General features: G+C 60.0%; 20 protein-coding genes. 11 read left to right on the top strand and 9 right to left on the bottom strand.

Translation table 11 applies throughout. The features are described from left to right. The first annotated feature begins 368 nt into the window (after nucleotides 1-368). The 11 genes from arnB (at nucleotide 369) to ACUXAC_RS08620 (ending at nucleotide 12424) form a co-directional block, all read left to right on the top strand. Entirely contained in the window at nucleotides 369-1523 is a 1155-nt protein-coding gene (gene arnB / locus ACUXAC_RS08670; protein ID WP_060419214.1) for a UDP-4-amino-4-deoxy-L-arabinose aminotransferase, read from the top strand. After that, nucleotides 1510-2490, top strand: a complete 981-nt coding sequence (gene arnC, locus ACUXAC_RS08665) for an undecaprenyl-phosphate 4-deoxy-4-formamido-L-arabinose transferase (protein ID WP_033642884.1) — start codon at nucleotides 1510-1512, stop codon at nucleotides 2488-2490. The genes arnB and arnC overlap by 14 nt, the downstream gene beginning before the upstream one ends. Next, nucleotides 2490-4472, top strand: a complete 1983-nt coding sequence (gene arnA / locus ACUXAC_RS08660) for a bifunctional UDP-4-amino-4-deoxy-L-arabinose formyltransferase/UDP-glucuronic acid oxidase ArnA (protein WP_060419724.1) — start codon at nucleotides 2490-2492, stop codon at nucleotides 4470-4472. The genes arnC and arnA overlap by 1 nt, the downstream gene beginning before the upstream one ends. After that, nucleotides 4469-5374 carry a 4-deoxy-4-formamido-L-arabinose-phosphoundecaprenol deformylase gene (gene arnD, locus ACUXAC_RS08655; RefSeq protein ID WP_047727670.1) on the top strand — a complete coding sequence of 302 codons (906 nt, stop codon included), beginning with the start codon at nucleotides 4469-4471 and terminating at the stop codon, nucleotides 5372-5374. Before arnA ends, arnD begins: the two co-directional genes overlap by 4 nt. Further along, nucleotides 5371-7035, top strand: coding sequence for a lipid IV(A) 4-amino-4-deoxy-L-arabinosyltransferase (gene arnT, locus ACUXAC_RS08650; protein ID WP_421115189.1), 1665 nt, complete (start codon nucleotides 5371-5373; stop codon nucleotides 7033-7035). The genes arnD and arnT overlap by 4 nt, the downstream gene beginning before the upstream one ends. Beyond that, nucleotides 7032-7376 carry a 4-amino-4-deoxy-L-arabinose-phosphoundecaprenol flippase subunit ArnE gene (gene arnE, locus ACUXAC_RS08645; RefSeq protein WP_060419210.1) on the top strand — a complete coding sequence of 115 codons (345 nt, stop codon included), beginning with the start codon at nucleotides 7032-7034 and terminating at the stop codon, nucleotides 7374-7376. Before arnT ends, arnE begins: the two co-directional genes overlap by 4 nt. Then, complete coding sequence (gene arnF / locus ACUXAC_RS08640; RefSeq protein ID WP_019456018.1) at nucleotides 7373-7765, top strand: 4-amino-4-deoxy-L-arabinose-phosphoundecaprenol flippase subunit ArnF; 393 nt, start codon at nucleotides 7373-7375, stop codon at nucleotides 7763-7765. Before arnE ends, arnF begins: the two co-directional genes overlap by 4 nt. Nucleotides 7766-7939: 174 nt before the next feature. After that, on the top strand, nucleotides 7940-8404 hold the full coding sequence (locus ACUXAC_RS08635) for an NlpC/P60 family protein (RefSeq protein ID WP_016927954.1): 465 nt from the start codon (nucleotides 7940-7942) through the stop codon (nucleotides 8402-8404). A 59-nt stretch (nucleotides 8405-8463) separates the two neighbouring features. Continuing rightward, nucleotides 8464-9477 (top strand): lipoate--protein ligase A, encoded by a 1014-nt coding sequence (locus tag ACUXAC_RS08630; protein ID WP_421115190.1) that lies wholly within the window; start codon nucleotides 8464-8466, stop codon nucleotides 9475-9477. Between the two features lie 512 nt (nucleotides 9478-9989). Beyond that, nucleotides 9990-10721, top strand: a complete 732-nt coding sequence (locus ACUXAC_RS08625; RefSeq protein WP_087763499.1) for an EAL domain-containing protein — start codon at nucleotides 9990-9992, stop codon at nucleotides 10719-10721. Nucleotides 10722-10981: 260 nt separating this feature from the next. Continuing rightward, a complete protein-coding gene (locus ACUXAC_RS08620) occupies nucleotides 10982-12424 on the top strand; it encodes a protein adenylyltransferase SelO (protein ID WP_060440068.1) in 1443 nt (480 codons plus the stop codon). Between the two features lie 34 nt (nucleotides 12425-12458). Here the strand turns inward: ACUXAC_RS08620 and ACUXAC_RS08615 are convergent, their stop codons facing one another. From ACUXAC_RS08615 to ppsR, 9 genes are all read right to left on the bottom strand, one after another. Then, a complete protein-coding gene (locus ACUXAC_RS08615) occupies nucleotides 12459-13244 on the bottom strand; it encodes a heme ABC transporter ATP-binding protein (RefSeq protein WP_049198604.1) in 786 nt (261 codons plus the stop codon). After that, a complete protein-coding gene (locus ACUXAC_RS08610; protein WP_016927948.1) occupies nucleotides 13237-14241 on the bottom strand; it encodes a FecCD family ABC transporter permease in 1005 nt (334 codons plus the stop codon). The genes ACUXAC_RS08615 and ACUXAC_RS08610 overlap by 8 nt, the downstream gene beginning before the upstream one ends. Continuing rightward, a complete protein-coding gene (locus ACUXAC_RS08605) occupies nucleotides 14241-15071 on the bottom strand; it encodes a heme/hemin ABC transporter substrate-binding protein (RefSeq protein WP_033638352.1) in 831 nt (276 codons plus the stop codon). Before ACUXAC_RS08605 ends, ACUXAC_RS08610 begins: the two co-directional genes overlap by 1 nt. After that, nucleotides 15068-16105 (bottom strand): hemin-degrading factor, encoded by a 1038-nt coding sequence (locus tag ACUXAC_RS08600; RefSeq protein WP_049271968.1) that lies wholly within the window; start codon nucleotides 16103-16105, stop codon nucleotides 15068-15070. Before ACUXAC_RS08600 ends, ACUXAC_RS08605 begins: the two co-directional genes overlap by 4 nt. A 66-nt stretch (nucleotides 16106-16171) precedes the next feature. After that, complete coding sequence (locus ACUXAC_RS08595; protein WP_060440065.1) at nucleotides 16172-18214, bottom strand: TonB-dependent hemoglobin/transferrin/lactoferrin family receptor; 2043 nt, start codon at nucleotides 18212-18214, stop codon at nucleotides 16172-16174. 94 nt (nucleotides 18215-18308) lie between these two features. Next, entirely contained in the window at nucleotides 18309-18491 is a 183-nt protein-coding gene (hemP, locus tag ACUXAC_RS08590) for a hemin uptake protein HemP (RefSeq protein WP_043141213.1), read from the bottom strand. Nucleotides 18492-18662: 171 nt separating this feature from the next. Beyond that, on the bottom strand, nucleotides 18663-19148 hold the full coding sequence (locus ACUXAC_RS08585) for a glutathione peroxidase (protein ID WP_038871031.1): 486 nt from the start codon (nucleotides 19146-19148) through the stop codon (nucleotides 18663-18665). Between the two features lie 107 nt (nucleotides 19149-19255). Next, the gene (locus ACUXAC_RS08580; protein WP_038871025.1) at nucleotides 19256-20302 is read right to left on the bottom strand and encodes a 3-deoxy-7-phosphoheptulonate synthase; all 1047 of its coding nucleotides are present in this window, start codon (nucleotides 20300-20302) and stop codon (nucleotides 19256-19258) included. A 197-nt stretch (nucleotides 20303-20499) separates the two neighbouring features. Continuing rightward, complete coding sequence (ppsR, locus tag ACUXAC_RS08575; protein ID WP_162215433.1) at nucleotides 20500-21360, bottom strand: posphoenolpyruvate synthetase regulatory kinase/phosphorylase PpsR; 861 nt, start codon at nucleotides 21358-21360, stop codon at nucleotides 20500-20502. Nucleotides 21361-21652 lie beyond the last annotated feature (292 nt).

Below are 21652 nucleotides of genomic sequence, written 5' to 3'. Positions count from 1 at the left end.
CACTAAACGTAGTGAATATAAATAGCCGGGTAATCATCGGTTAATATTGGGCTGCCTCTCACTTTCTTATCGATTTTCTTGAAAAACGTCGATGACGTGCTACGCTTGATTCGGCAAAAATAAAATACGTAAATAATTATTAATAAATATAAGAAATTGATTTTAATAATGATTTTAAATAGATGATGGCGGCACCCACCAATCAGTTGACCCACTGATGACAAGTCTCGTCTTAAGGTTTAGTTAAGCTTGCGGCCTTACATTGGCAGTTAATCCACGGAAACGATTCTTCTCTGGCGTTTAATATCCGTTAAACGAAAGGGATTTACAGTGTCATCAAAAGCAGTTCGATACGTTTGGGGTTAACTATGGATCAATTTTTACCTTTCTCTCGTCCGGCCATCGGCGATGAAGAAATCGCCGCGGTAGAGAAAGTGTTGCGTTCCGGTTGGATCACCACCGGGCCGCAAAACCAGCAGCTGGAAAGCGACTTCTGTTCCACCTTCGGCTGTAAGCATGCGATCGCCGTCAGTTCCGCCACGGCTGGCATGCACATCACGCTGATGGCGCTGGGCATCGGCCCCGGCGACGAAGTCATCACCCCTTCGCAAACCTGGGTTTCCACCCTCAACATGATCGAGCTGCTGGGCGCCACGCCGGTCATGATCGACGTTGACCGTGATACGTTGATGGTCAGCGCCGCCGATGTCGAGGCTGCCATCACCCCGAAAACCAAAGCGATTGTTCCGGTGCACTACGCCGGCGCTCCTCTGCAGATGGACGCGCTGCGCGCCGTGGCCGAACGCCACGGTCTGCCTTTGATCGAAGACGCCGCCCATGCGGTCGGTACGCGCTACAACGGCGAATGGGTCGGCGCGCGTGGCACGGCGATTTTCTCGTTCCACGCCATTAAAAACGTGACCTGCGCCGAGGGCGGCCTGATCGCCACCGACGACGATGCGCTGGCGGATCGCCTGCGTTGCCTGAAGTTCCACGGTCTGGCCGTCGATGCCTTCGATCGTCAGCAGCTTGGCCGCAAACCGCAGGCCGAAGTGGTGGAGCCGGGTTACAAATACAACCTGTCCGACATTCACGCGGCGATCGCCGTGGTGCAGCTGTCGCGCTTCGCTGAGCTGAACGCGCGCCGCAAGGTGCTGGCACAGCGCTACCTGAGCGCGCTGGAAGGCTCGCCGTTCCAACCGTTGGGCGTGCCGGATTACCCGCATGACCACGCCTGGCATCTGTTTATGGTGCGCGTCGACCCTGAGCGTTGCGGCATCGATCGCGATCGGTTGATGGAGCGTCTGAAAGAGGTTGGCGTCGGCACCGGGCTGCATTTCCGCGCCGCGCATACCCAGAAATTCTACCGTGAGCGTTATCCGCAGCTTTCCTTGCCGAATACCGAATGGAACTCGGCGCGGCTATGCACTTTACCGCTATTCCCTGATATGACCGACGCCGACGTGGATCGCGTGGTCAATGCCTTGTCTTCTGTTGTGGAGTCTTTACGTGTCTCGCGTTGAACCGATTAAAAAAGTGTCGATAGTCATCCCGGTATACAACGAGCAGGAAAGTCTGCCGGCGTTGCTGGAGCGTACTACCGCCGCTTGCAAGCAGTTATCTCAACCTTATGAAATCATCCTCGTCGACGATGGCAGCAGCGACAACTCCGCGGACATGCTGACCGCGGCGGCGGAAAAGCCGGACAGCCACGTCATCGCCGTTTTGCTGAACCGCAACTATGGCCAGCACTCGGCGATCATGGCCGGTTTCAACCAGGTGACCGGCGATCTGGTGATTACGCTGGACGCCGATCTGCAGAACCCGCCGGAGGAGATCCCTCGTCTGGTCAGCGTGGCGGAAGAGGGCTATGACGTGGTGGGCACCGTGCGCGCCAACCGTCAAGACTCCTGGTTCCGCAAAAGCGCTTCGCGCGTGATCAACATGATGATTCAACGCGCCACCGGCAAGTCGATGGGGGACTACGGCTGCATGCTGCGCGCCTACCGTCGTCACATCGTTGAGGCGATGCTGCACTGCCACGAACGCAGCACCTTTATCCCGATTCTGGCGAACACCTTCGCCCGTCGCACGACCGAGATCGACGTGCGTCACGCCGAGCGCGAGTTTGGCGATTCCAAGTACAGCCTGATGAAGTTGATCAACCTGATGTACGACCTGATCACCTGCCTGACCACCACCCCGCTGCGTTTGCTCAGCGTGGTCGGCAGCATCGTGGCGCTGTCCGGGTTTGTGTTGGCGCTGGTGCTGATTGCGCTGCGTCTGCTGCTCGGCCCTGAATGGGCCGCCGGCGGCGTGTTCACCCTCTTCGCCGTGCTGTTCACCTTTATCGGCGCCCAGTTTGTTGGCATGGGGCTACTGGGTGAATACATCGGCCGCATCTATACCGACGTGCGCGCACGTCCTCGCTATTTTGTTCAGAAAGTGGTCGGCGTACAGCAGGACCACAATACTCAGGAAGAAGAATGATGAAAGCTATTGTATTTGCTTACCATGATATTGGCTGCGCAGGTCTGAAAGCGCTGACTGAGGCGGGTTATGACGTGCAGGCCGTATTCACGCACACCGACGACCCTGGTGAGAACAACTTCTTCTCCTCCGTGGCCCGTTTGGGCGCCGAATTGGATCTGCCGGTCTATGCGCCGGAAGACGTGAACCATCCGCTGTGGGTTGACCGCATTCGCGACCTGCAGCCGGACGTGATCTTTTCGTTCTACTACCGCCATATGCTGAGCGACGAGATCCTCTCGCTGGCACCGCAGGGCGGCTTCAACCTGCACGGTTCGCTGCTGCCGCATTACCGTGGCCGCGCCCCGGTGAACTGGGCGCTGGTGAACGGCGAAACCGAAACCGGCGCCACGCTGCACAAGATGGTGAAACGCCCGGACGCCGGCGACATCGTCGGTCAGCAGAAAGTGACCATCGCCGACAGCGACACTGCGCTGACGCTGCACAAAAAAGTGCTGGAAGCCGCGCAGGCCGTATTGAAAGAGCAGTTGCCGAAGCTGAAGAACGGCACCGCCACCTTCACCAAGCAGGATGAGTCTCAGGCCAGCTACTTCGGCCGTCGCACCGCAGCGGACGGCGAGATCCTGTGGCACAAGTCCGCCAAAGAGATCAACAACCTGGTACGTGCCGTAACGGAACCGTACCCGGGTGCTTTCAGCTACCTCGGCCAGCGCAAGCTGATCGTCTGGCGCTCTCGCGTGCTGGATACCCAACACGACAAGCAGCCGGGCACCGTACTGAGCACCTCGCCGCTGGTCATCGCCTGTGGCGAAGGCGCGCTGGAGATCGTTGCCGGTCAGAACGACAGCGGCCTGTACGTGCAGGGCAGCCGCCTGGCGCAGGAAATGGGCATCGTCACCGACGTGCGCCTGGCCGCCAAGCCGAACGCCGTAATGAAACGCCGCACTCGCGTGCTGATCCTCGGGGTCAACGGCTTCATCGGTAACCACCTGACCGAGCGCCTGCTGCGTGACGATCGCTACGACATCTACGGCCTGGATATCGGTTCTGACGCCATCAGCCGTTTCCTCGACAACCCGCGTTTCCACTTCGTGGAAGGCGACATCAGCATCCACTCCGAGTGGATCGAGTATCACATCAAGAAATGCGACGTGGTGCTGCCGCTGGTGGCGATCGCGACGCCGATCGAATACACCCGTAACCCGCTGCGCGTGTTCGAGCTGGATTTCGAAGAGAACCTGAAGATCGTTCGCGACTGCGTGAAATACAACAAGCGCATCATCTTCCCGTCCACCTCAGAAGTGTACGGCATGTGCGACGACAAAGAGTTCGACGAAGACCATTCGCGCCTGATCGTCGGGCCAATCAACAAACAGCGCTGGATCTACTCGGTCTCCAAACAGCTGCTGGATCGGGTGATCTGGGCTTACGGCGCTAAAGAAGGCCTGAAGTTCACGCTGTTCCGTCCATTCAACTGGATGGGGCCGCGCCTGGATAACCTGGACGCCGCGCGTATCGGCTCTTCCCGTGCCATCACCCAGCTGATCCTCAACCTGGTGGAAGGTTCGCCGATCAAACTGATGGACGGCGGCGCGCAGAAACGTTGCTTCACCGACATCAACGACGGCATCGAAGCGCTGTTCCGCATCATCGAGAACCGCGACGGCCTGTGCGACGGCCAGATCGTCAACATCGGCAACCCGACCAACGAAGCGAGCATCCGCGAGCTGGCGGAAATGCTGCTGGAAAGCTTCAACAACCACCCGCTGCGCGACCGCTTCCCGCCGTTTGCCGGCTTCAAGGACGTTGAGAGCAGCAGCTACTACGGTAAAGGTTACCAGGACGTCGAGCACCGCACGCCGAGCATCAAGAACGCTCACCGCCTGCTGGGCTGGCAGCCGACCATCGAGATGAAGCAAACCGTCGCCGATACGCTGGACTACTTCCTGCGCACTACCGTTCAGGAAGGGAACGATGCATGAAGAAAGTCGGTCTGCGGGTTGATGTAGATACCTTCAGCGGCACCCGTGAAGGGGTGCCGCAGTTGCTGGACCTGTTCGACAAGTACGACATTCAGGCCAGCTTCTTCTTCAGCGTGGGACCGGACAACATGGGGCGCCATCTTTGGCGCCTTTTGCGTCCGAAATTTCTGTGGAAAATGCTGCGTTCGAACGCCGCCTCGCTGTACGGCCTGGACATTCTGCTGGCCGGCACCGCCTGGCCGGGGCGCAACATTTCACGCGCGTTGGGGCCGCTGATGAAGCGCACCGCCGAAGCCGGCCATGAAGTCGGGCTGCACGCCTGGGATCACCAGGGGTGGCAGGCCAAGGTCGGCAAGTGGAGCGAGGCGCAGCTGACCGAACAGGTGCAGCTGGGCGTCGATGCCCTGAGCGCCAGCACCGGCCAACCGGTGAAATGCTCCGCCGTGGCGGGCTGGCGTGCCGATACGCGCGTGCTGGAGGTCAAGCAACGCTTCGGCTTCCATTACAACAGCGATTGCCGCGGCACCCATCCGTTCCGTCCGGTGCTGAGCGACGGGCGTCACGGCACGGTGCAGATCCCGGTGACGTTGCCGACCTTCGACGAAGTGATCGGCAGCGAAGTCAGCATGGCCGACTTCAACGACTACATTCTGCGCGCTATCGAGAACGATCGCGGCGTGCCGGTGTACACCATTCACACCGAAGTGGAAGGCATGTCGCAAGCGGCGATGTTCGAACAGTTATTGCAACGCGCACGGCAGCAGGGCATCGAATTCTGTCCGCTTAGCGCGCTGTTACCACAAGATTTGGCGTCACTGCCGTTGGGCCGCATCAAGCGTGCTCCTTTCCCCGGCCGCGAAGGTTGGCTGGGCTGTCAAACCGATGTGAAGGACGTTACATGAAGGCGCTAAAAGGATCCTGGGCCATTCTGCTGGCCGTTTTTTTTGCTCTGGTTTACCTGATCCCGCTTAACGGCCGCCTGCTGTGGCAGCCGGACGAGACGCGTTATGCCGAGATCAGCCGTGAAATGCTGCAGCGCGGCGATTGGGTTGTGCCGCACCTGCTGGGGCTGCGCTACTTCGAAAAGCCGGTGGCGGGTTACTGGTTCAATAACATCAGCCAGTGGCTGTTCGGCGAAAACAACTTTGCGGTGCGCTTCGGCTCGGTGTTCAGCACCGGCATGACCGCACTGTTGGTGTTCGCGCTGGCGATGCTGATGTGGCGCAATGCGCGCCGCGCCAGCCTGGCGGCGCTGATATTCCTGTCGATGGTGCTGGTGTTCAGCATCGGCACCTACAGCGTGCTGGATCCGATGATCTCGCTGTGGCTGGCGGCGGCGATGGTCAGCTACTACCTGACGCTGAAAGCCACCTCGGTCAAAGGCAAGCTGGGCGCCTACGCGCTATTGGGCTTGGCCTGCGGCATGGGCTTTATGACCAAGGGCTTCCTGGCGCTGGCGGTGCCGGTGATCGCGGTGATCCCGATCGTCATCCAGCAACGTCGCATCAAGGATCTGCTGTTCTACGGCCCGGTGGCGATCGTGACCGCCACGTTGCTCAGCCTGCCGTGGGCGCTGGCGATCGCGCAACGTGAACCCGATTTCTGGAATTACTTCTTCTGGGTCGAACATATTCAGCGTTTCGCCGAAGATAACGCCCAGCACAAGGCGCCGTTCTGGTATTACCTGCCGATCCTGCTGGCGGCGGTGCTGCCGTGGCTGGCGCTGCTGCCCGGTGCGCTGCTCAAGGGCTGGCGCGAACGCGTACAGCGCCCGGAGCTGTTCTTCCTGCTGAGCTGGGCGATGATGCCGCTGATCTTCTTCAGCATCGCCAAAGGCAAGCTGCCGACCTACATTCTGCCGTGCATGGCGCCGCTGGCGCTGCTGATGACCGCCTATGCGGAAGACTACGCCGCCACCCTGCGCGCCAGGCTGTTCAAGGCCAATGCCTGGCTGAACGGCCTGTTCGGGCTGATCGGCATCGTGGCGCTGGTGGTGTTGAGCTCCGGCCTGCTGCCGAAAGCCCATCTGTTTACCGCGCAAGAGTGGCCGAAGGTGGTGCTCGGCCTGATCGCCTTCGGCGGCTGGCTCCTGTTCGCGCTGGTTTCCGCACGCGATAACGGCCGTCAATGGCGCTGGGCGGCGGCCTGCCCGGTATTGCTGTGCCTGGTGATCGGCTACGCCATCCCGCAACAGGTGACCGATTCCAAGCTGCCGCAGAACTTCGCGCGCGCCACGATGGCCGAGCTGGGCGACAGCCGTTACGTGCTGACCGACAGCGTCGGGGTAGCGGCCGGTTTGGCCTGGGAACTGAAGCGTAGCGACGTGCTGATGTACAGCCAGAAAGGCGAGGTAGCTTATGGTCTGGAGTATCCGGACGCCAAGGGCCACCTGATCAGCGACGCCGACTTCCCGCAGTGGCTGGCGCAGGCGCGCAAGCAGGGGAACGTGTCGCTGGTGTTGCAGCTGTCCCGTGGCGAAGCGCTGCCGCAGGAGCTGCCTGCCGCAGACAAGGTGGATCGCATGAATCGCCTGGTGCTGATGTGGTATAAACAGCAACCATGATGGGTTTTCTGTTGGTGATTGTGGTCAGCCTGCTCACCTGCGGTGGGCAGCTGTGCCAGAAGCAGGCGGCGCACTGTTGGGAGCGGGCGGACGAAGCGCGGCTGAAGCAGACGCTGCGTTGGCTGGCGCTGGCGGTGCTGCTGTTGGGGCTGGGCATGGCGGTGTGGCTCAATGTGCTGCAACGCCTGCCGCTCAGCCTGGCTTACCCGATGCTCAGCCTGAACTTCGTGATGGTGACGCTGGCGGCGCGCTGGCTGTTTCATGAGCCGACGACCGTGCGCCACTGGTGTGGCGTAGCGTCGATTATGTTGGGGATCCTGCTGATGAGCGTGCATTCATGAGGGGCTATGCCTGGGGCGCCGCCAGCGTGTTGCTGGTGACGCTGGCGCAGTTGCTGATGAAGTGGGGCATGGTGCAAATCCCGCTGATGTCGTTCGCCGACGTCTCGTTGGCGTTGATCGGCGACTACTGGCTGCCGCTTCTGGCGGTGGGCGGCGGCATCTTCGGTTATGCGCTGTCGATGCTGTGTTGGTTCTTTGCGCTGCGCCACCTGCCGTTAAACCGCGCTTATCCTCTGCTGAGCGTCAGCTACGCGCTGGTCTATCTGGCGGCGGTGATCCTGCCGTGGTTTAACGAATCCGCTACGCTGCTGAAAACGTTGGGCACGCTGTTTATTCTGTTCGGCGTCTGGCTGATTAACAGCAAATCCGAGACAAAATCGCCGGAATAGGGTCAAAACCGGCGATCCTGCTATTATCTCCCTCATGGCGCTTGCCTTTTTCCCCGTGCGGGAGATAAATTAACGCCAAATAGCGCTCTCCTTACGTGGTGCCGGCTTCGCCTCGCAGGCGGTGGTGGTGTGCCGATTGGCATAATGCGGCAGCGTGTTCAATGAAGGAATATTATGCGGATGCGTGTGTGGTTTTTATTAGCCAGTTTGATCCTCGCCGGCTGCAGCAGCCATGCGCCGCCGCCGAGCGGCCGCCTGGCGGACTCTATCGTGGTGGTGGCCCAGCTCAACGAGCAACTGCGTCAGTGGTACGGCACGCCATACCGTTACGGCGGCCTGGATCGCGGCGGCGTAGATTGTTCCGGCTTTGTTTACCGCACGTTCCGCGATCGTTTCGACATGCAGCTGCCGCGTTCGACCGAAGAGCAAACCTCGCTGGGCACCAAGGTTTCGCGTGATGAGCTGATGCCGGGCGACCTGGTGTTTTTCAAAACCGGCGGCGGTGAGAACGGCCTGCATGTCGGCATTTACGATACCAACGACCAATTTATCCACGCGTCGACCAGCCGCGGAGTGATCCGCTCCTCGCTCGATAACGTCTACTGGAAGCGGGTATACTGGCAGGCGCGACGCATTTAGCCTTAACCTATTGATTTGGTGTATCATGGCGGCATCACGTGTTTTGAACGGTGCCTGCCATGAACAGCCTGCGTTTACTGATCTCCGATTCCTACGATCCCTGGTTTAACCTGGCGGTGGAAGAATGCATCTTCCGCGAGATGACCACGCAAAAAATCCTCTTTCTGTGGCGCAATGCCGAAACGGTGGTGATCGGCCAGTCGCAGAACCCGTGGAAAGAGTGCAACACCCGGCGCATGGAGCTGGACGGCATTCGGCTGGCGCGGCGCAGCAGCGGTGGTGGGGCGGTATTTCACGACCTCGGCAACACCTGTTTCACCTTTATGGCCGGCAAACCGGGTTACGACAAAAGCGTCTCGACCGACATCATTCTGCAAGCGCTGCGGCAGCTGGGCGTCACGGCCGGCGCGTCGGGGCGCAACGATCTGGTGATGGAAACCGCCGACGGGCCGCGCAAAATATCCGGCTCGGCCTATCGAGAAACCCAGGACCGTGGTTTCCACCACGGCACGCTGCTGCTGAACGCCGATCTGGAGCGGTTGGCGGACTACCTCAATCCGGATCCCAAAAAGCTGCAGGCCAAGGGCATCACCTCGGTGCGTTCGCGCGTCGCCAATTTGGCGGAGTTTTTGCCGGGTATCAGCCATGAACAGGTGTGCGAAGCCATCGTGCAGGCCTTTTTTGCCCACTATGGCGAGACGGCCGAGCCGGAGATCATTTCGCCGGACGTATTCCCCGATTTGCCCGATTTTGCCGCGCAGTTCGCCAAACAGAGCAGTTGGGAATGGAATTTCGGCAAGGCGCCGGCGTTCAGTCATCTGCTTAACGAGCGCTTCGTCTGGGGCGGCGTGGATCTGTTCTTCGACGTGGAGAAGGGAACGATTGTTCGCGCGCAGGTGTTCACCGACAGCCTGAATCCCGCCCCGCTGCAACGGCTGGCGGAAGCGCTGGTGGGTTGCGCGTATCGCAGTGAGCCCGTTGCCGCTTGCTGCGATCGGCTGATGGCGGATTATCCGCAACAGGCGGCGGAATTGACCGAACTGCGGCAATGGCTGAGCGAAACGATCCGTTAGCCGGTATGGGATGGTGAAGGGGATGAGCGTGCTCATCCCTTTTTTTATCGCTGAAATCGACGTTTCGCAGGGGCGTAGCGCAGATTTTCTGAAAATCAAGGTGGGCATTTTTTTACGTTTTCAATGCTGAGAATAACGGGCGGAATTGATGTGTTATTAAATTTAATCAGTCATCGTTAACGACAGGAAAAATCGGCGTTACGGCAGAAAGATTATTTTACTTTATTTAAGATTTTTCTTAAATAAAACAACGGAGATAAGTCAAATTTAGCCCGTCATCCAATCCACTTAAGCCAAATACCTTTTCATATCACGCGTTAGGCGAGAAAGGTGGCATAAGTTCAGCTGCTTTTCTTTTGCGCCTTTCGCGATTGTCGTATAGCTTTAATCTATCAATTAAATGATATTTCATGGGTATTTGCATTGATATTTCCGATTAATCCCAGAAGGATTGATCGATAAAATATATTGATATACGATGATACGCTAGCCATTCATCCTGTGGCATTAAAATGAACATCCAACTCGAAGCTGACTTTATTAGTAGCTATGTTTTTCAACCTGTTTACTCAATGGAGGGCAGGCTGTTGGCGGTGGAAATGTTGAGCCGTTTCAACAGTCTCGACGGTGATTTAGCCATGCCGGCCGAAATTGGGATTAATTTATTGGCGCCTGAACAAAGGATTGAGTTATTTAATGAGCAATTGAAACTTGCGGAGCGGCACGCGGGCTGGTTTACCGGTAACAGCGTGCAGTTGACCATCAATATCGAAGAAACCATCGTCGAACTTATTCTTTCCGATCCGGCATTGTGCCAATGGATCAGGCAATATCCTTTTATTGCATTCGAAATGAGTGAGAGTTTTCCGAATCTTTCGGCCGGGAAGAACAACCCGAACGTGCAGCGATTAAGCGAAATGTTTACGCTGTGGCTCGATGATTTCGGTTCCGGTAAAGCCACCTTGACCGCGCTGTATGATGGTTTGTTTGACTATGTAAAGATAGACAAGCGTTTTTACTGGCAGCTGTTTACCCATCAGGGGTATGACGTGGTCATCGACTCGTTGTTAAAGAATATCAACCTGTTGTGTAAAGGCGTGATCGTCGGAGGAATAGAGAAAAAAGAGTACTTTAATAAACTCAGATACGCCGGTGTTTTAGGCCTGCAAGGTTTTTTATGGCCCAGCGTTGGTGTGGATAATCTGCAAACTTTGCTGGCGAAGCCCAGCGAGTTCAATAATTAAGAAGTGATATAAAAAACTACACACAATGAGGTAAATAATGCGCGGGGTGATGTTTGCCGTGATTCCGTCGCCGTTATTCGCCATCGTTTTTTGGCTGATGACACCGTTTTGTCAGCCCGCGTTAAACCGCGTTTCCTCCGCCAGGTGGAAACGCCAAACTCCCCGCATCCGTCCTGGCGACAGGCGGATGCGTTCTCCCTGCATTCCTTCGGTGTTAATCCGCCCGTCCAGGCTCTACACTACGCTGAAACGGAGGGCCTATGCCGCAGTTCGATAACGCTTACTACCAACAGTTACCCGGTTTCTACACCGCCCTGAACCCGACGCCGCTCAAGGATGCGCGCCTGCTGTACCACAGCGAGCCGCTGGCGCGCGAGCTGGGGCTGGATGAAAGTTGGTTTACCCAGGATAAAACCCCCATTTGGGCGGGAGAAACGCTGCTGCCCGGCATGCAGCCGTTGGCGCAGGTGTACAGTGGCCACCAGTTTGGCGTCTGGGCCGGGCAGCTGGGGGATGGCCGCGGCATTTTACTGGGCGAACAGGTCCTGGCGGACGGCAGCCACCGCGACTGGCACCTGAAGGGCGCCGGGCTGACGCCATATTCGCGTATGGGGGACGGCCGCGCGGTGCTGCGCTCGGTGATCCGCGAGTTTCTGGCCTCCGAGGCGCTGCATCATCTGGGGATCCCGACCACCCGGGCGTTGACCATCGTGACCAGCCGGCAGCCGGTGTTCCGCGAGCAGCCGGAACGCGGCGCCATGCTGATGCGGGTGGCGGAAAGCCACGTGCGCTTCGGCCACTTCGAGCACTTTTACTACCGCAAACAGCCGGAGCAGGTGCGGCAGCTGGCGGATTTCGTCATTGCCCGTCACTGGCCGCAGCTGCAGGATCAGGCTGAACGTTACCTGCTGTGGTTTACCGACGTGGTGGAACGGACGGCGCGCCTGATCGCCCATTGGCAAACCGTCGGTTTCGCTCACGGCGTGATGAACACCGACAACATGTCGATTCTCGGCATCACCATTGACTACGGCCCTTACGGCTTCCTCGATGACTATCAGCCCGGTTATATCTGCAATCACTCCGACCATCAGGGGCGTTACGCCTTCGACAATCAGCCGGCGGTGGCGCTGTGGAACCTGCATCGCCTGGCGCAGACCCTGTCGGGGCTGATGACCACTGAACAGCTGCAGCAGGCGCTGGCGGCGTATGAACCGGCGCTGATGCGCGCCTACGGCGAACAGATGCGCGCCAAACTCGGCTTCTTCACGCCGACGGCGCAGGACAATGACGTGCTCACCGGGCTGTTGAGCCTGATGGCGCAGGAAGGGCGGGACTATACCCGCACGTTCCGCCTGTTGAGCGACACTGAACAGCAACAGGCGCAGTCGCCGCTGCGCGACGAGTTTATCGACCGCGCGGCGTTCGATTCCTGGTATCAGCAGTATCGTCAGCGTTTGCAGCAGGAGCAGGTGAGCGATGAGGAACGGCAACGGGCGATGAAGGCGGTGAACCCGCGCCTGATCCTGCGCAACTATCTGGCGCAGCAGGCGATTGAAGACGCGGAGCAAGACGACGTGGGCCGTTTGCAGCGGTTGCATCAGGCCCTGCTGCGGCCGTTCGACGATGCGCCGGAATATGACGATCTCGCCGTGCTGCCGCCGGACTGGGGCAAACATCTGGAGATTTCCTGCTCCAGCTGAGATGAAAAAAGGGCGCTTAATGGCGCCCTTGACGTTATTGACGCAGGTAGACCTGCGGCAGCGACACTTCGGGATGATGCACCACGCCGAGATCGGCCTGATACCAGCGGGTGAGGATCTCCGTCTGCAACACCTCCTGCGGCGTGCCGCTCGCCACCAGACGCCCCTGATGCAGCAGCAGGATCCTATCGGCGTACAGCGCGGCCAGATTAAGATCGTGCAGCACGCAGCAGACGCCCAGCGGCTGTTGGCGCGTCAGCGAGCGCAGCAGGCGCAGGGTGTGCTGCTGGTGGTACAGATCCAGCGCGGAGGTCGGCTCGTCGAGAAATAGCCAGGCGGGAGACGGCTGCGGTTGCCACAGCTGCGCCAACACCCGCGCCAGCTGTACCCGCTGCTGTTCGCCGCCGGACAGTTGGCGGTAGTCGCGCTGCGCCAGCGCCAGACAATCGGTCTGCGCCATCACCTGTTGGATCGCCTGATGCTCGTCGCGTTTGCCGTGCGGCGCCCGCCCCATGCTGACCACTTCCTCCACGCTGAACGGAAACGCCAGATCGCTGTACTGGCGCATCACGGCTCGGACTTTGGCCAACTGCTGCGGCGCCCACTGTTCCAGCGGGCGATCAAGCAGGCGACATTCGCCGCAGTCCGGCGTCAAATAGCCGGTCAGCAAGCGCAGCAGCGTCGATTTGCCGGCGCCGTTAGGGCCGATAATCGCCACCATTTCGCCGCCGGCGAGGCTGAGCGAAACGTCGTTGATCAAGCGGCGCGCACCGAGGCTGTAGCGCAGCTCTCTGGCTGTCAGGCAGGCGGCGTTATCCACCGGTTCGCTCCCGCTGGCGCATCACCAGCCATAAAAAGTAAGGACCGCCGATCAGGCTGGTCATCAACCCCACCGGCATTTCGGCCGGCGCCACCAGCGTGCGCGCCAGCGTATCGCTGACCAGCAGTAGGCAGGCGCCGCCCAGCGCGGAGCAGGGCAGCAGCCAACGATGATCGCCGCCGAGGCGCATGCGCACCAGATGCGGCACCACCAAACCGACAAAGCCGATCACGCCGCTCATCGCTACCGCCGCGCCGATCAGCAAGGCGCTCAGCAACAGCAGCTGCAACTTGGCGCGCTGGACGTTCACCCCGAGGTAGTGGGCCTCTTCGTCCCCCAGCTGCAACAGGTTCAGCCGGCGCGCCTGCAGCAGCGTCAGCAGCGCCGTAGGCAGGATCAGCGAGGCGGAAACCGCCAGCGTCGGCCACTGTGACTGGCTGAGGCTGCCCATCATCCATAGCGAGAACTGGCGCAGCTGTTGATCGCTGCTGACGTAAGAGAGCACGCCGATGGCCGCCATGCACAGGGCGTTGATGGCGATGCCCGCCAGCAGCAGCCGTGACAGATTGCCGTGCCCGCTGCGGCTGATGCCGTAGATCAATAGCGATACCAGCAGGCTGCCCAGGAACGCCGCCAGCATATGGCCGTACAGCGCGATCGTCACCGGCAACGCCAGCGGCATCACGATGAACAGAGCGACAAACAGCGCGCCGCCGCTGCTGATGCCCAGCAGGCTCGGATCCGCCAGCGGGTTGCGGAACAGCCCCTGCATCACCGCACCGGATACCGCCAGCGCGCAGCCGATCACCACCGCCAGCAGCACGCGCGGCAGGCGGATGTTCAACCAGATGTGCCAGGCGGCATCGCTGAAAGGTTCGCGCCACAGGGTGCGAAACGACAGCGTCAGCGCGCCCAGGTTGGCGGCGACCAGCGCCAGCAGCGTCAGCAACACCAGCAGACCGATGATGGCCAGCTGAGGCGAGGTGCGACAGCGCATTACTTTTGCTCCGCCGCGTGGCGCAGTTTGGCCAGCGCCGCCGGCGTTTCCAGACCGAAGCCCAGCAGCGCCATGTCATCGACGATCAGCACGCGGCGTTGCTTGCCTGCCGGTGTCAACGCCAGGCCCGGCAGCGTCCACAGCTGCTGTTCGCCGCCGAGGGTGCGCACGCCGTCGGTAGTGACCAGCAACAGATCCGGCGCGCTGGCGATGACGCCTTCCTGCGACAGCGGACGGTAGCGGTCAAAGCCCTGCATGGCGTTTTTCAGGCCGGCGGCGGCAATCACCGCGTCGGCGGCGGTGTGTTGCCCGGCGGCCATCGGCGTGATGCCGCCGTGGCTCATCACGAACAGCACCTTGACCGGCAGCGGGGAGGTATCGACCGCCGCCAGCTGTTGTCGATAGCGCTCGCTCAGCTGTTTGCCTTGCTCAACGCGCTGCAGCGCAGCGGCAATCGTAGCGATTTTCTGCGGCACCGCCTGCAGGGTGGTGTCACCCGGCACGCTGACCACGTTGACGCCGCTGTCCGCCAGCTGTTTGAGCACCAGCGCCGGCTGTGCCAGCTCGGTTGTCAGCACCAGCGTCGGCTTCAGCGCCAAAATGCCTTCGGCGTTCAGCTGGCGCATATAGCCGACGTCCGGCAGCTTTTTCACCGCTTCCGGATGCAGACTGGTGCTGTCGCGGGCGATCACCTCGTCGCCGGCGCCGAGCGCGAAGGCGATTTCCGTCACGTCGCCGCCGATCGAGACGATGCGCTGCGCCGCCGCAGCGGTGAGCGGCAGCGCCAGCGACATCATCAACGCCAGGCGGCGGATCAAGGAAGATTTCATGCGGCGATGTCCTTGGCGGCGAGCGCGGCAACCTGCTCGCGCCACTGGGTTTGTTCCGGCTGCCCTTCGGTACGCTGGCCATACAGCTGCGCAATCTGCGTGCCATCGGCGGCGAACAGCTCCAGGCTGGTGACGATGCCGTCCTTGGTCGGTTTGCGGGTGATCCAGCTTTCGGCGATGGCGTCTTCGATCAGGTGCAGCGTGAAGCGGCGGTTGAACACGTTGATCCAGCCTTCCTGCGGCATCAAACGTTCGATCTGGCCGGTGAAGATCTGCACGCAGCCGCGGTTGCCGACGAAGATCATGATCTCGTTTTGCTGCTGCTGCGCCGCTTCCAGCAGCTGCGACAGCGCGCTGTTGTCCACCTGATAGGCCAGATCGTCGCCGACGGCGCGGAACGCCTGCTGGCGCGTCAGTTTGTTGCGGCTGAGCAGCTGGAAGAACTGGTGAACGTCGGTCATCGCGCGCCATTCACCGTCGATTTTTGCATGATCTTGCGTCGTTTCATCCGCAGTGCTCGCCTCGGCGGGCTGCAGCGCCAGCGCCGGATTTTCTTCGCTCAGGTGGCGTTCCACCAGTGCCATCCAGGCCGGCAGATCGGTCTCTTCGGTGGTGTAGACCTTGTGCAGCGCATCGCCCTGTTGGTCGAAGAACTGGATGCTGTGGCGCACGCCGCGCTTGTTGGTTTCGCTCATGGCGAAAACGCTGGTCCAGTGGTTGAGGAACAGGCGCAGATCCAGCTCGCGCGGGTTGAGGATCAGCCCGGCGTGGCCGTTGAGGTGCTGGTTGCGGTAGCGGCCCATCTGCTCATGCACCGCATAGCTGTTGCGGGTGATGGACTTGGTGACGCCGACCTGCTCAAGCTCGGTCAGCAGGGTGCGCGCGTCGGCCTGCAGGCGGCGAGTGTCGTGGCCGACGCGGGCGTGCGTTAGCTCCGCTTCGCTGACGCCGAGGATCGCCGCCAGATCGCGGGCGTATTTGCCGGGGTGATCGATTTTAGCCTGTTGGTAGCGTTCGTATAGGGTATTGCTCATGCGGGATTCTCCTGCGCTGTAATGCGAACGGCGGACAACCGGGTTGTCCGCCAGATAGTCAAATGATTACCACTGGTAGCTGACCAGCAGTTTGGCGTTGCGGCCATCCTGCGGGACGCCCTGCGGCGAGTAATATTCTTTGTCAAAGGCGTTGCCCAGCACCACGGTGGTGGTCATGCCCTGCAGCCGATCGCGGCCCTTGTAGCTCAGATAGAAATCGTTGACGCCGTAGCCACCTTGCTCCGGCATCCCCGTTTGTACGCGGGTGGCGCGTTCGGCGAAAGTGGCGACCCAGCCGGCGGACAGACCGGTTTCGCCCAGCGGCACGTCCAGCGAGCTGGTGACGGTATCCGGGCTGATGTCGGCCAGCCAATCGCCGCTTTTCGCGTTCAATTCGCCATTGCGAGACTTGTCCTTGCCGCGTGTGCGGTTGTAAGCCAGATCCCAGTTAAACCACTTGGTCTGGTAGTTCAGCGAGGTGTCCCAACCCCAAATCTTGGCGCGAGAGATATTCGCTGAGGCGGTCTGCGTACGAGTGACATACATGAAGATGTAGTCTTTGGCGTCGGTATCGAAGTAACTGGCCTTGAATTGCAGGCTGTCATCCGCCAGCAGCAGGTCGTCGAAGCGCAGGCCGAAACCGGCTTCGGTGGTGCTGGTGGTTTCCGGCCGCAGATTCGGATTAGGCACCCAATAGTTACCGGGGAAGTGGCGCGAATCGTTGTACATCTCGCCCATGGTCGGAGCACGGAAGGCCTGGGAATAGGAGCCGAACAGCATCAGCCAGTCGGTCGGCGAGTAGCTCAGGGCGCCGCGGGACGACCATTTGTCGGCCTTGACGTCTTCGTGGCCTTGGCTGCTGCCTTTGTAATCGTCGTAGCGCGTGCCGGCCAGCACGGTGATCGGAATGTCGCGCAGCGTGATTTCATCCTGCAGCCAGCCGGAGGCGAAGTTGATCTTGGCCTGCGGGAAGCTGGTGGTGGCGCCGCCCGGCTGCTGTTTCTGTTCATAGACCTCGGAGCCGTAGGTCAGCAGGTGTGACGCAAAACTGTCGGCGAACAGACGCGTGCGGTTTTCCAGCTTGCCGCCGTTGGTGGTCTGCTTGCGGAATTCGTCGGTCGCACCGGCGTTGTGCGCATTGATTTTGACTTCCGAGGTGTACAGTTTCGCGGTGGCGTCCAGCCAATCCTGGCCGACCGGCTTGAGCTTATAGCTCAGAGCGGCATCGCGCTGGATGGTGGAGCGGTTGGTCATCGGGTTGCCGCTCGAGCTGCCCGGCGTCTGCGGGTTTTTCGGCTCCTGGGCGCTGTTGTTGTAGTAGCGCAGATCGCCGCTCAATGACTGATTGTCGTCGATTTTCCAGGTGCCTTTGGCCAGCACGTTGCTGATGGTTTCATCGTTTGGCGCATCGAAGCCGTTGCCCTGACGCAGATTGCCGACGTCGCGGGTGCCGAACGACAGCAGGCCGTCGAGGTTATCGGTCTTGCCGTAAGCGCTGGCGCCCATGCCCAGGCTGTGATCGCCGGTGCCGGCGGTGCCGTAGACGCGGAACCCGGTATCGTGGCCCGGCAGCAGCAGATCGGCGGCATCGACGGTCTCGTAGGCGATGACGCCGCCCAGTGCGCCGCTGCCGTACAGCAACGCAGAGGGGCCGCGCACGATTTCAATGCGCTTGACCAGCGCCGGATCGAGGAAGGTGCCGCCGATGTGGCCGGTATCGGTACCCTGGCGGATGCCGTCGACCAGCGTCAGCACGCCGTTTTTGCCGTAGCCGCGCATCGTTACGTCCTGACCGTTGCTGCGCCCGGTGCCGTTGACGGTGATGCCCGGCACGCGGCGCAGCATATCGGCGGCCGAGGTGGCAGTCTGGCTTTCCGGCGAGTTGCCTTCGATGACCGTGACCATCATCGGCGCTTCAAAGCTGCTGCGTTGGTTACCGGTGGCGACCACCGTCATGGTCTCGTCGGCGGCTTTGGCTTTTTTAGCCGGCGCCGCGTTGGAAGAGGATGTTGTGCTGGTGTTTTGTGCCAAGGCCACCGTAGGCAGAGCGCAGGCAATCGCCAGACTCAAAGCGGAAAAACGCAGCCGGGTGGAAAATGTCAGAGGCATGGTGCAACTCTCCGTATGTAATAAAACATATCAATAGATTTGCTGGCTGCCTGGATCAAAAGATCGGGGTGGCTGGCGTTTGAGGATTCTGTGGTTATTTGGTCAGGATCAATTTCCCGGCTTTGGTCTGCCGTAGCTGATAGCGCTGGCCCTGATGGGTAATGAACGCGATGCCGTCGGTGCCGAGCAGCTGTGCGCTGTCGTAGCTGGGCGGCGCGTTTGCGCTGTGCTCGGTCGGGGCCGCGGCGGCGGGGGTAGGCGTGTTGGCAGTATCCATCATCATTATGCTTATAAAACAGACCATTAAATGGTAATTAATATCAAACTGAGAATCATTATCATGTGAAGGAAAGGTTACATCAAGGAAAATTTTCTTACCGATGGAACCTTTTTGTCGAACGGACATCTGGCGGCGGGCCGAGCGCACTCGGCCCGTAAAAAAGGGGCGTTATTTCAGCAGGGTTTCGATGCGGTCAAACAGACGTTCGGGCTTGGTGATCGGCGCAAAGCGCGTGACGCGCTGGCCGTCGGCGGTAAGCAGAAACTTGGTGAAATTCCACTTGATGCGGCGGCTACCCAAAATGCCGGGCGCCAGGCGTTTCAGCTCATTGAACAGCGGGTGCGCGCCGGGGCCGTTAACGTCTATCTTGCTGAACAGCGGGAAACTGACGCCGTAGTTGAGGCTGCAAAAGTTGGCGATCTCCAGCGGGCTGCCCGGCTCCTGAGAACCAAACTGGTTGCAGGGGAAGCCGAGCACCACCAGGCCGCGTTCGCGATAGTATTGCCACAAATTTTCCAGCCCGCGGTATTGCGGGGTGAAGCCGCACTTGCTGGCGGTGTTGACCACCAGATAAGCGCGCGCCGGGAAATCGCCCAGCGTTTTTTGCTCGCCCTGCAGCGTGACGCAGGGGATGGATAACAGAGAGTGAATCATGCCGGGGCTCCAGGTGCGTTTCGGCGGGTGCAAAGAGGTTGCAATCAGTATAGATGAGAGCGGGGCGGGAGGGATAAAGCCGGGGCGAAGCCCCGGCCCAGGTTGCGTCAGAAACGGCTATCGACCGCATCCGCCAGCATCGCCAACAGCTGTTCGCTGTCGGACCAGCTCAGGCAAGGATCGGTGATCGACTGGCCATAGGTCAGCGGCTGGCCGGCGACGATTTTCTGCGTGCCTTCCACCAGGAAGCTTTCCGCCATCACGCCGGTGATGGCGGCGGAGCCTGCGCGGATCTGTTGGCAAACGTTGTCGGCCACTTCCAGCTGGCGGCGGTGCATCTTCTGGCAGTTGCCGTGGCTGAAGTCGATCACCAGGTGCTCCGGCAGATCGAACTCGCGCAGGCTGTCGCAGGCGGTAGCGATGTCGCTGGCGTGGTAGTTCGGCGTTTTGCCACCGCGCATGATGATGTGGCCATACGGGTTGCCGCTGGTCTGGTAGATGGTCATCTGGCCATGTTTGTCCGGCGACAGGAACATGTGCCCGGCGCGCGCCGCACGAATGGCGTCGATGGCGATGCGGGTGTTGCCGTCGGTGCCGTTTTTGAAGCCGACCGGGCAGGAGAGCGCCGAGGCCATTTCACGGTGGATCTGGCTTTCGGTGGTGCGTGCGCCGATGGCACCCCAGCTGATGAGATCGGCGATGTATTGGCCGACCACCATGTCCAGGAATTCGGTGGCGGTCGGCAGGCCGAGCTGGTTCACTTCCAGCAGCAGGCGGCGCGCCATTTCGATGCCGCGGTTGACCTGGAAGGTGCCGTCCAGCGCCGGATCGGAGATCAGGCCTTTCCAGCCGACGACGGTGCGCGGTTTTTCGAAGTAGGTGCGCATCACGATTTCCAGACGATCCTGGTAGCGTTCGCGCAGGGCGTTCAGCCGGCCGGCGTAATCGACGGCGGCGTCGAGATCGTGGATGGAGCAGGGGCCGATCACCACCAACAGGCGGCGGTCTTCACCGGTGAGGATTTTTTCAATGCGTTTTCGTGACGCTGTCACGTTATCGGCGACGGCCGCCGAGATCGGCAGCTTGTCTGCCAACGCTTGCGGCGTGACGAGGCTGTCGATGCGCGCGGTCCGCAGTTCATCTGTTTTGTACATGTTGTTCCCTGGAAACTGTTCTTCTCTGCGGCAGGAGTGCCGGGAAGTGATGGCGATCACAATAACGCAAAAAGCGCTGAATTCAACCGTAGAGATTGCGTTCTGTTGATCAAAGCCGCGAAAAAAAGCACAAAAAAATCAGCTGCTGCTGAAATAAACGGCAGGCGGCGGGGCGCGACGGCCCCGCGAGGAAAAGATCAGAACATGCGGCGGCTCATGCCGAGGATATCGAGGATTTTGGTGGAGATCTCTTCGACCGAATAGTTGGTGGTATTGAGATAGCGGATCTGGTTTTTGCGGAACAGCGCCTCGACCTCGGCGATCTCCATGCGGCACTGGCGCAATGAGGCGTAGCGGCTGTTTTCGCGCCGCTCTTCGCGGATCGCCGCCAGGCGCTCCGGATCGATGGTCAGGCCGAATAATTTATGCTGAAACGGTTTCAGCGAAGCCGGCAGGTGCAAATTGTCCATATCGTCGGCGATAAACGGATAGTTGGCGGCGCGGATGCCGAACTGCATCGCCAGATAGAGGCTGGTGGGGGTTTTACCGCAGCGCGACACGCCGAGCAGGATCACCTGCGCCTGATCGAGGTTGCGCAGCGAAATGCCGTCATCGTGCGCCAGGGTATAGTCGATGGCGGCGATGCGCGCATCATACTTGCCGAGGTTGCTGGCGGTCAGGCCGTGGGTGCGGTTCGGCACCGGCGTCGGTTCTACGTCCAGCTCGCCCTGCAGCGGGCCGACCAGCGCCTGCACGATATCCTGGCAAAAGCCCTGGCTCTGGACGATCACATCTCGCACTTCCGGCGAGATGATGGAGTAAAACACCAGCGGCCGCACGCCGGTTTCATTATAGATATCATCGATTTGTTGGCGAACTGCGCGTGCGCGGGCCTCGGTTTCGACAAACGGCAAGGTGTACGTGGTCGCTGTGACCGGGAACTGCGACAGCACCGCGTGCCCCAGCACTTCGGCGGTGATCGCCGTACCATCCGAAATATAAAAAACGCTTCTTTCCACCCGAGGCTCCTTACCTGAGAACGGTGTTCCTGCTGTCATCACTGCCAATATCATGAGCCGCAGACGATTCGCCGGTAAAGGGGCGAGGGAAAAAATTGTGACGGCGGGGCGGTAAACCGCCTTGCGGCGGCGCGTGAAGAAAAGTGCATTTTGACGACGGTAAAAATCGTGGCGCAGCGAAGCTTTTCGATCCGAAACGCAAATTTGCCGCTATTTTCACCAAAAACGGTAGCGTTTGCGTGGTCATTAAAACAGAAGTTTAAAAAGAACGTAATTTGTTGAGAACTAAGCTTTTCGTGCGATTGGGAACGGTTCCCAGGCAAATCAGCCG

The sequence above is a fragment of the Serratia sp. 121840015-1 genome, from assembly GCF_053627655.1.
Note: the sequence above shows the minus strand (reverse complement) of the source record. Positions and strands in the feature narration are given on the sequence as shown.

What these genes read in the sequence shown, in the direction of transcription:
- ACUXAC_RS08625 (WP_087763499.1), top strand. Translation starts at nt 9,990, where the DNA reads ATGAACATCCAACTCGAAGCTGACTTTATTAGTAGCTATGTTTTTCAA.
- ACUXAC_RS08610 (WP_016927948.1), bottom strand. Translation starts at nt 14,241, where the DNA reads ATGCGCTGTCGCACCTCGCCTCAGCTGGCCATCATCGGTCTGCTGGTG.
- ACUXAC_RS08635 (WP_016927954.1), top strand. Translation starts at nt 7,940, where the DNA reads ATGCGGATGCGTGTGTGGTTTTTATTAGCCAGTTTGATCCTCGCCGGC.
- arnA (WP_060419724.1), top strand. Translation starts at nt 2,490, where the DNA reads ATGAAAGCTATTGTATTTGCTTACCATGATATTGGCTGCGCAGGTCTG.
- ACUXAC_RS08595 (WP_060440065.1), bottom strand. Translation starts at nt 18,214, where the DNA reads ATGCCTCTGACATTTTCCACCCGGCTGCGTTTTTCCGCTTTGAGTCTG.
- ACUXAC_RS08580 (WP_038871025.1), bottom strand. Translation starts at nt 20,302, where the DNA reads ATGTACAAAACAGATGAACTGCGGACCGCGCGCATCGACAGCCTCGTC.
- ACUXAC_RS08600 (WP_049271968.1), bottom strand. Translation starts at nt 16,105, where the DNA reads ATGAGCAATACCCTATACGAACGCTACCAACAGGCTAAAATCGATCAC.
- arnF (WP_019456018.1), top strand. Translation starts at nt 7,373, where the DNA reads ATGAGGGGCTATGCCTGGGGCGCCGCCAGCGTGTTGCTGGTGACGCTG.
- arnT (WP_421115189.1), top strand. Translation starts at nt 5,371, where the DNA reads ATGAAGGCGCTAAAAGGATCCTGGGCCATTCTGCTGGCCGTTTTTTTT.
- ACUXAC_RS08585 (WP_038871031.1), bottom strand. Translation starts at nt 19,148, where the DNA reads ATGATTCACTCTCTGTTATCCATCCCCTGCGTCACGCTGCAGGGCGAG.
- arnE (WP_060419210.1), top strand. Translation starts at nt 7,032, where the DNA reads ATGATGGGTTTTCTGTTGGTGATTGTGGTCAGCCTGCTCACCTGCGGT.
- ACUXAC_RS08605 (WP_033638352.1), bottom strand. Translation starts at nt 15,071, where the DNA reads ATGAAATCTTCCTTGATCCGCCGCCTGGCGTTGATGATGTCGCTGGCG.
- arnD (WP_047727670.1), top strand. Translation starts at nt 4,469, where the DNA reads ATGAAGAAAGTCGGTCTGCGGGTTGATGTAGATACCTTCAGCGGCACC.
- ACUXAC_RS08620 (WP_060440068.1), top strand. Translation starts at nt 10,982, where the DNA reads ATGCCGCAGTTCGATAACGCTTACTACCAACAGTTACCCGGTTTCTAC.
- hemP (WP_043141213.1), bottom strand. Translation starts at nt 18,491, where the DNA reads ATGGATACTGCCAACACGCCTACCCCCGCCGCCGCGGCCCCGACCGAG.
- ACUXAC_RS08630 (WP_421115190.1), top strand. Translation starts at nt 8,464, where the DNA reads ATGAACAGCCTGCGTTTACTGATCTCCGATTCCTACGATCCCTGGTTT.
- arnB (WP_060419214.1), top strand. Translation starts at nt 369, where the DNA reads ATGGATCAATTTTTACCTTTCTCTCGTCCGGCCATCGGCGATGAAGAA.
- ppsR (WP_162215433.1), bottom strand. Translation starts at nt 21,360, where the DNA reads ATGACAGCAGGAACACCGTTCTCAGGTAAGGAGCCTCGGGTGGAAAGA.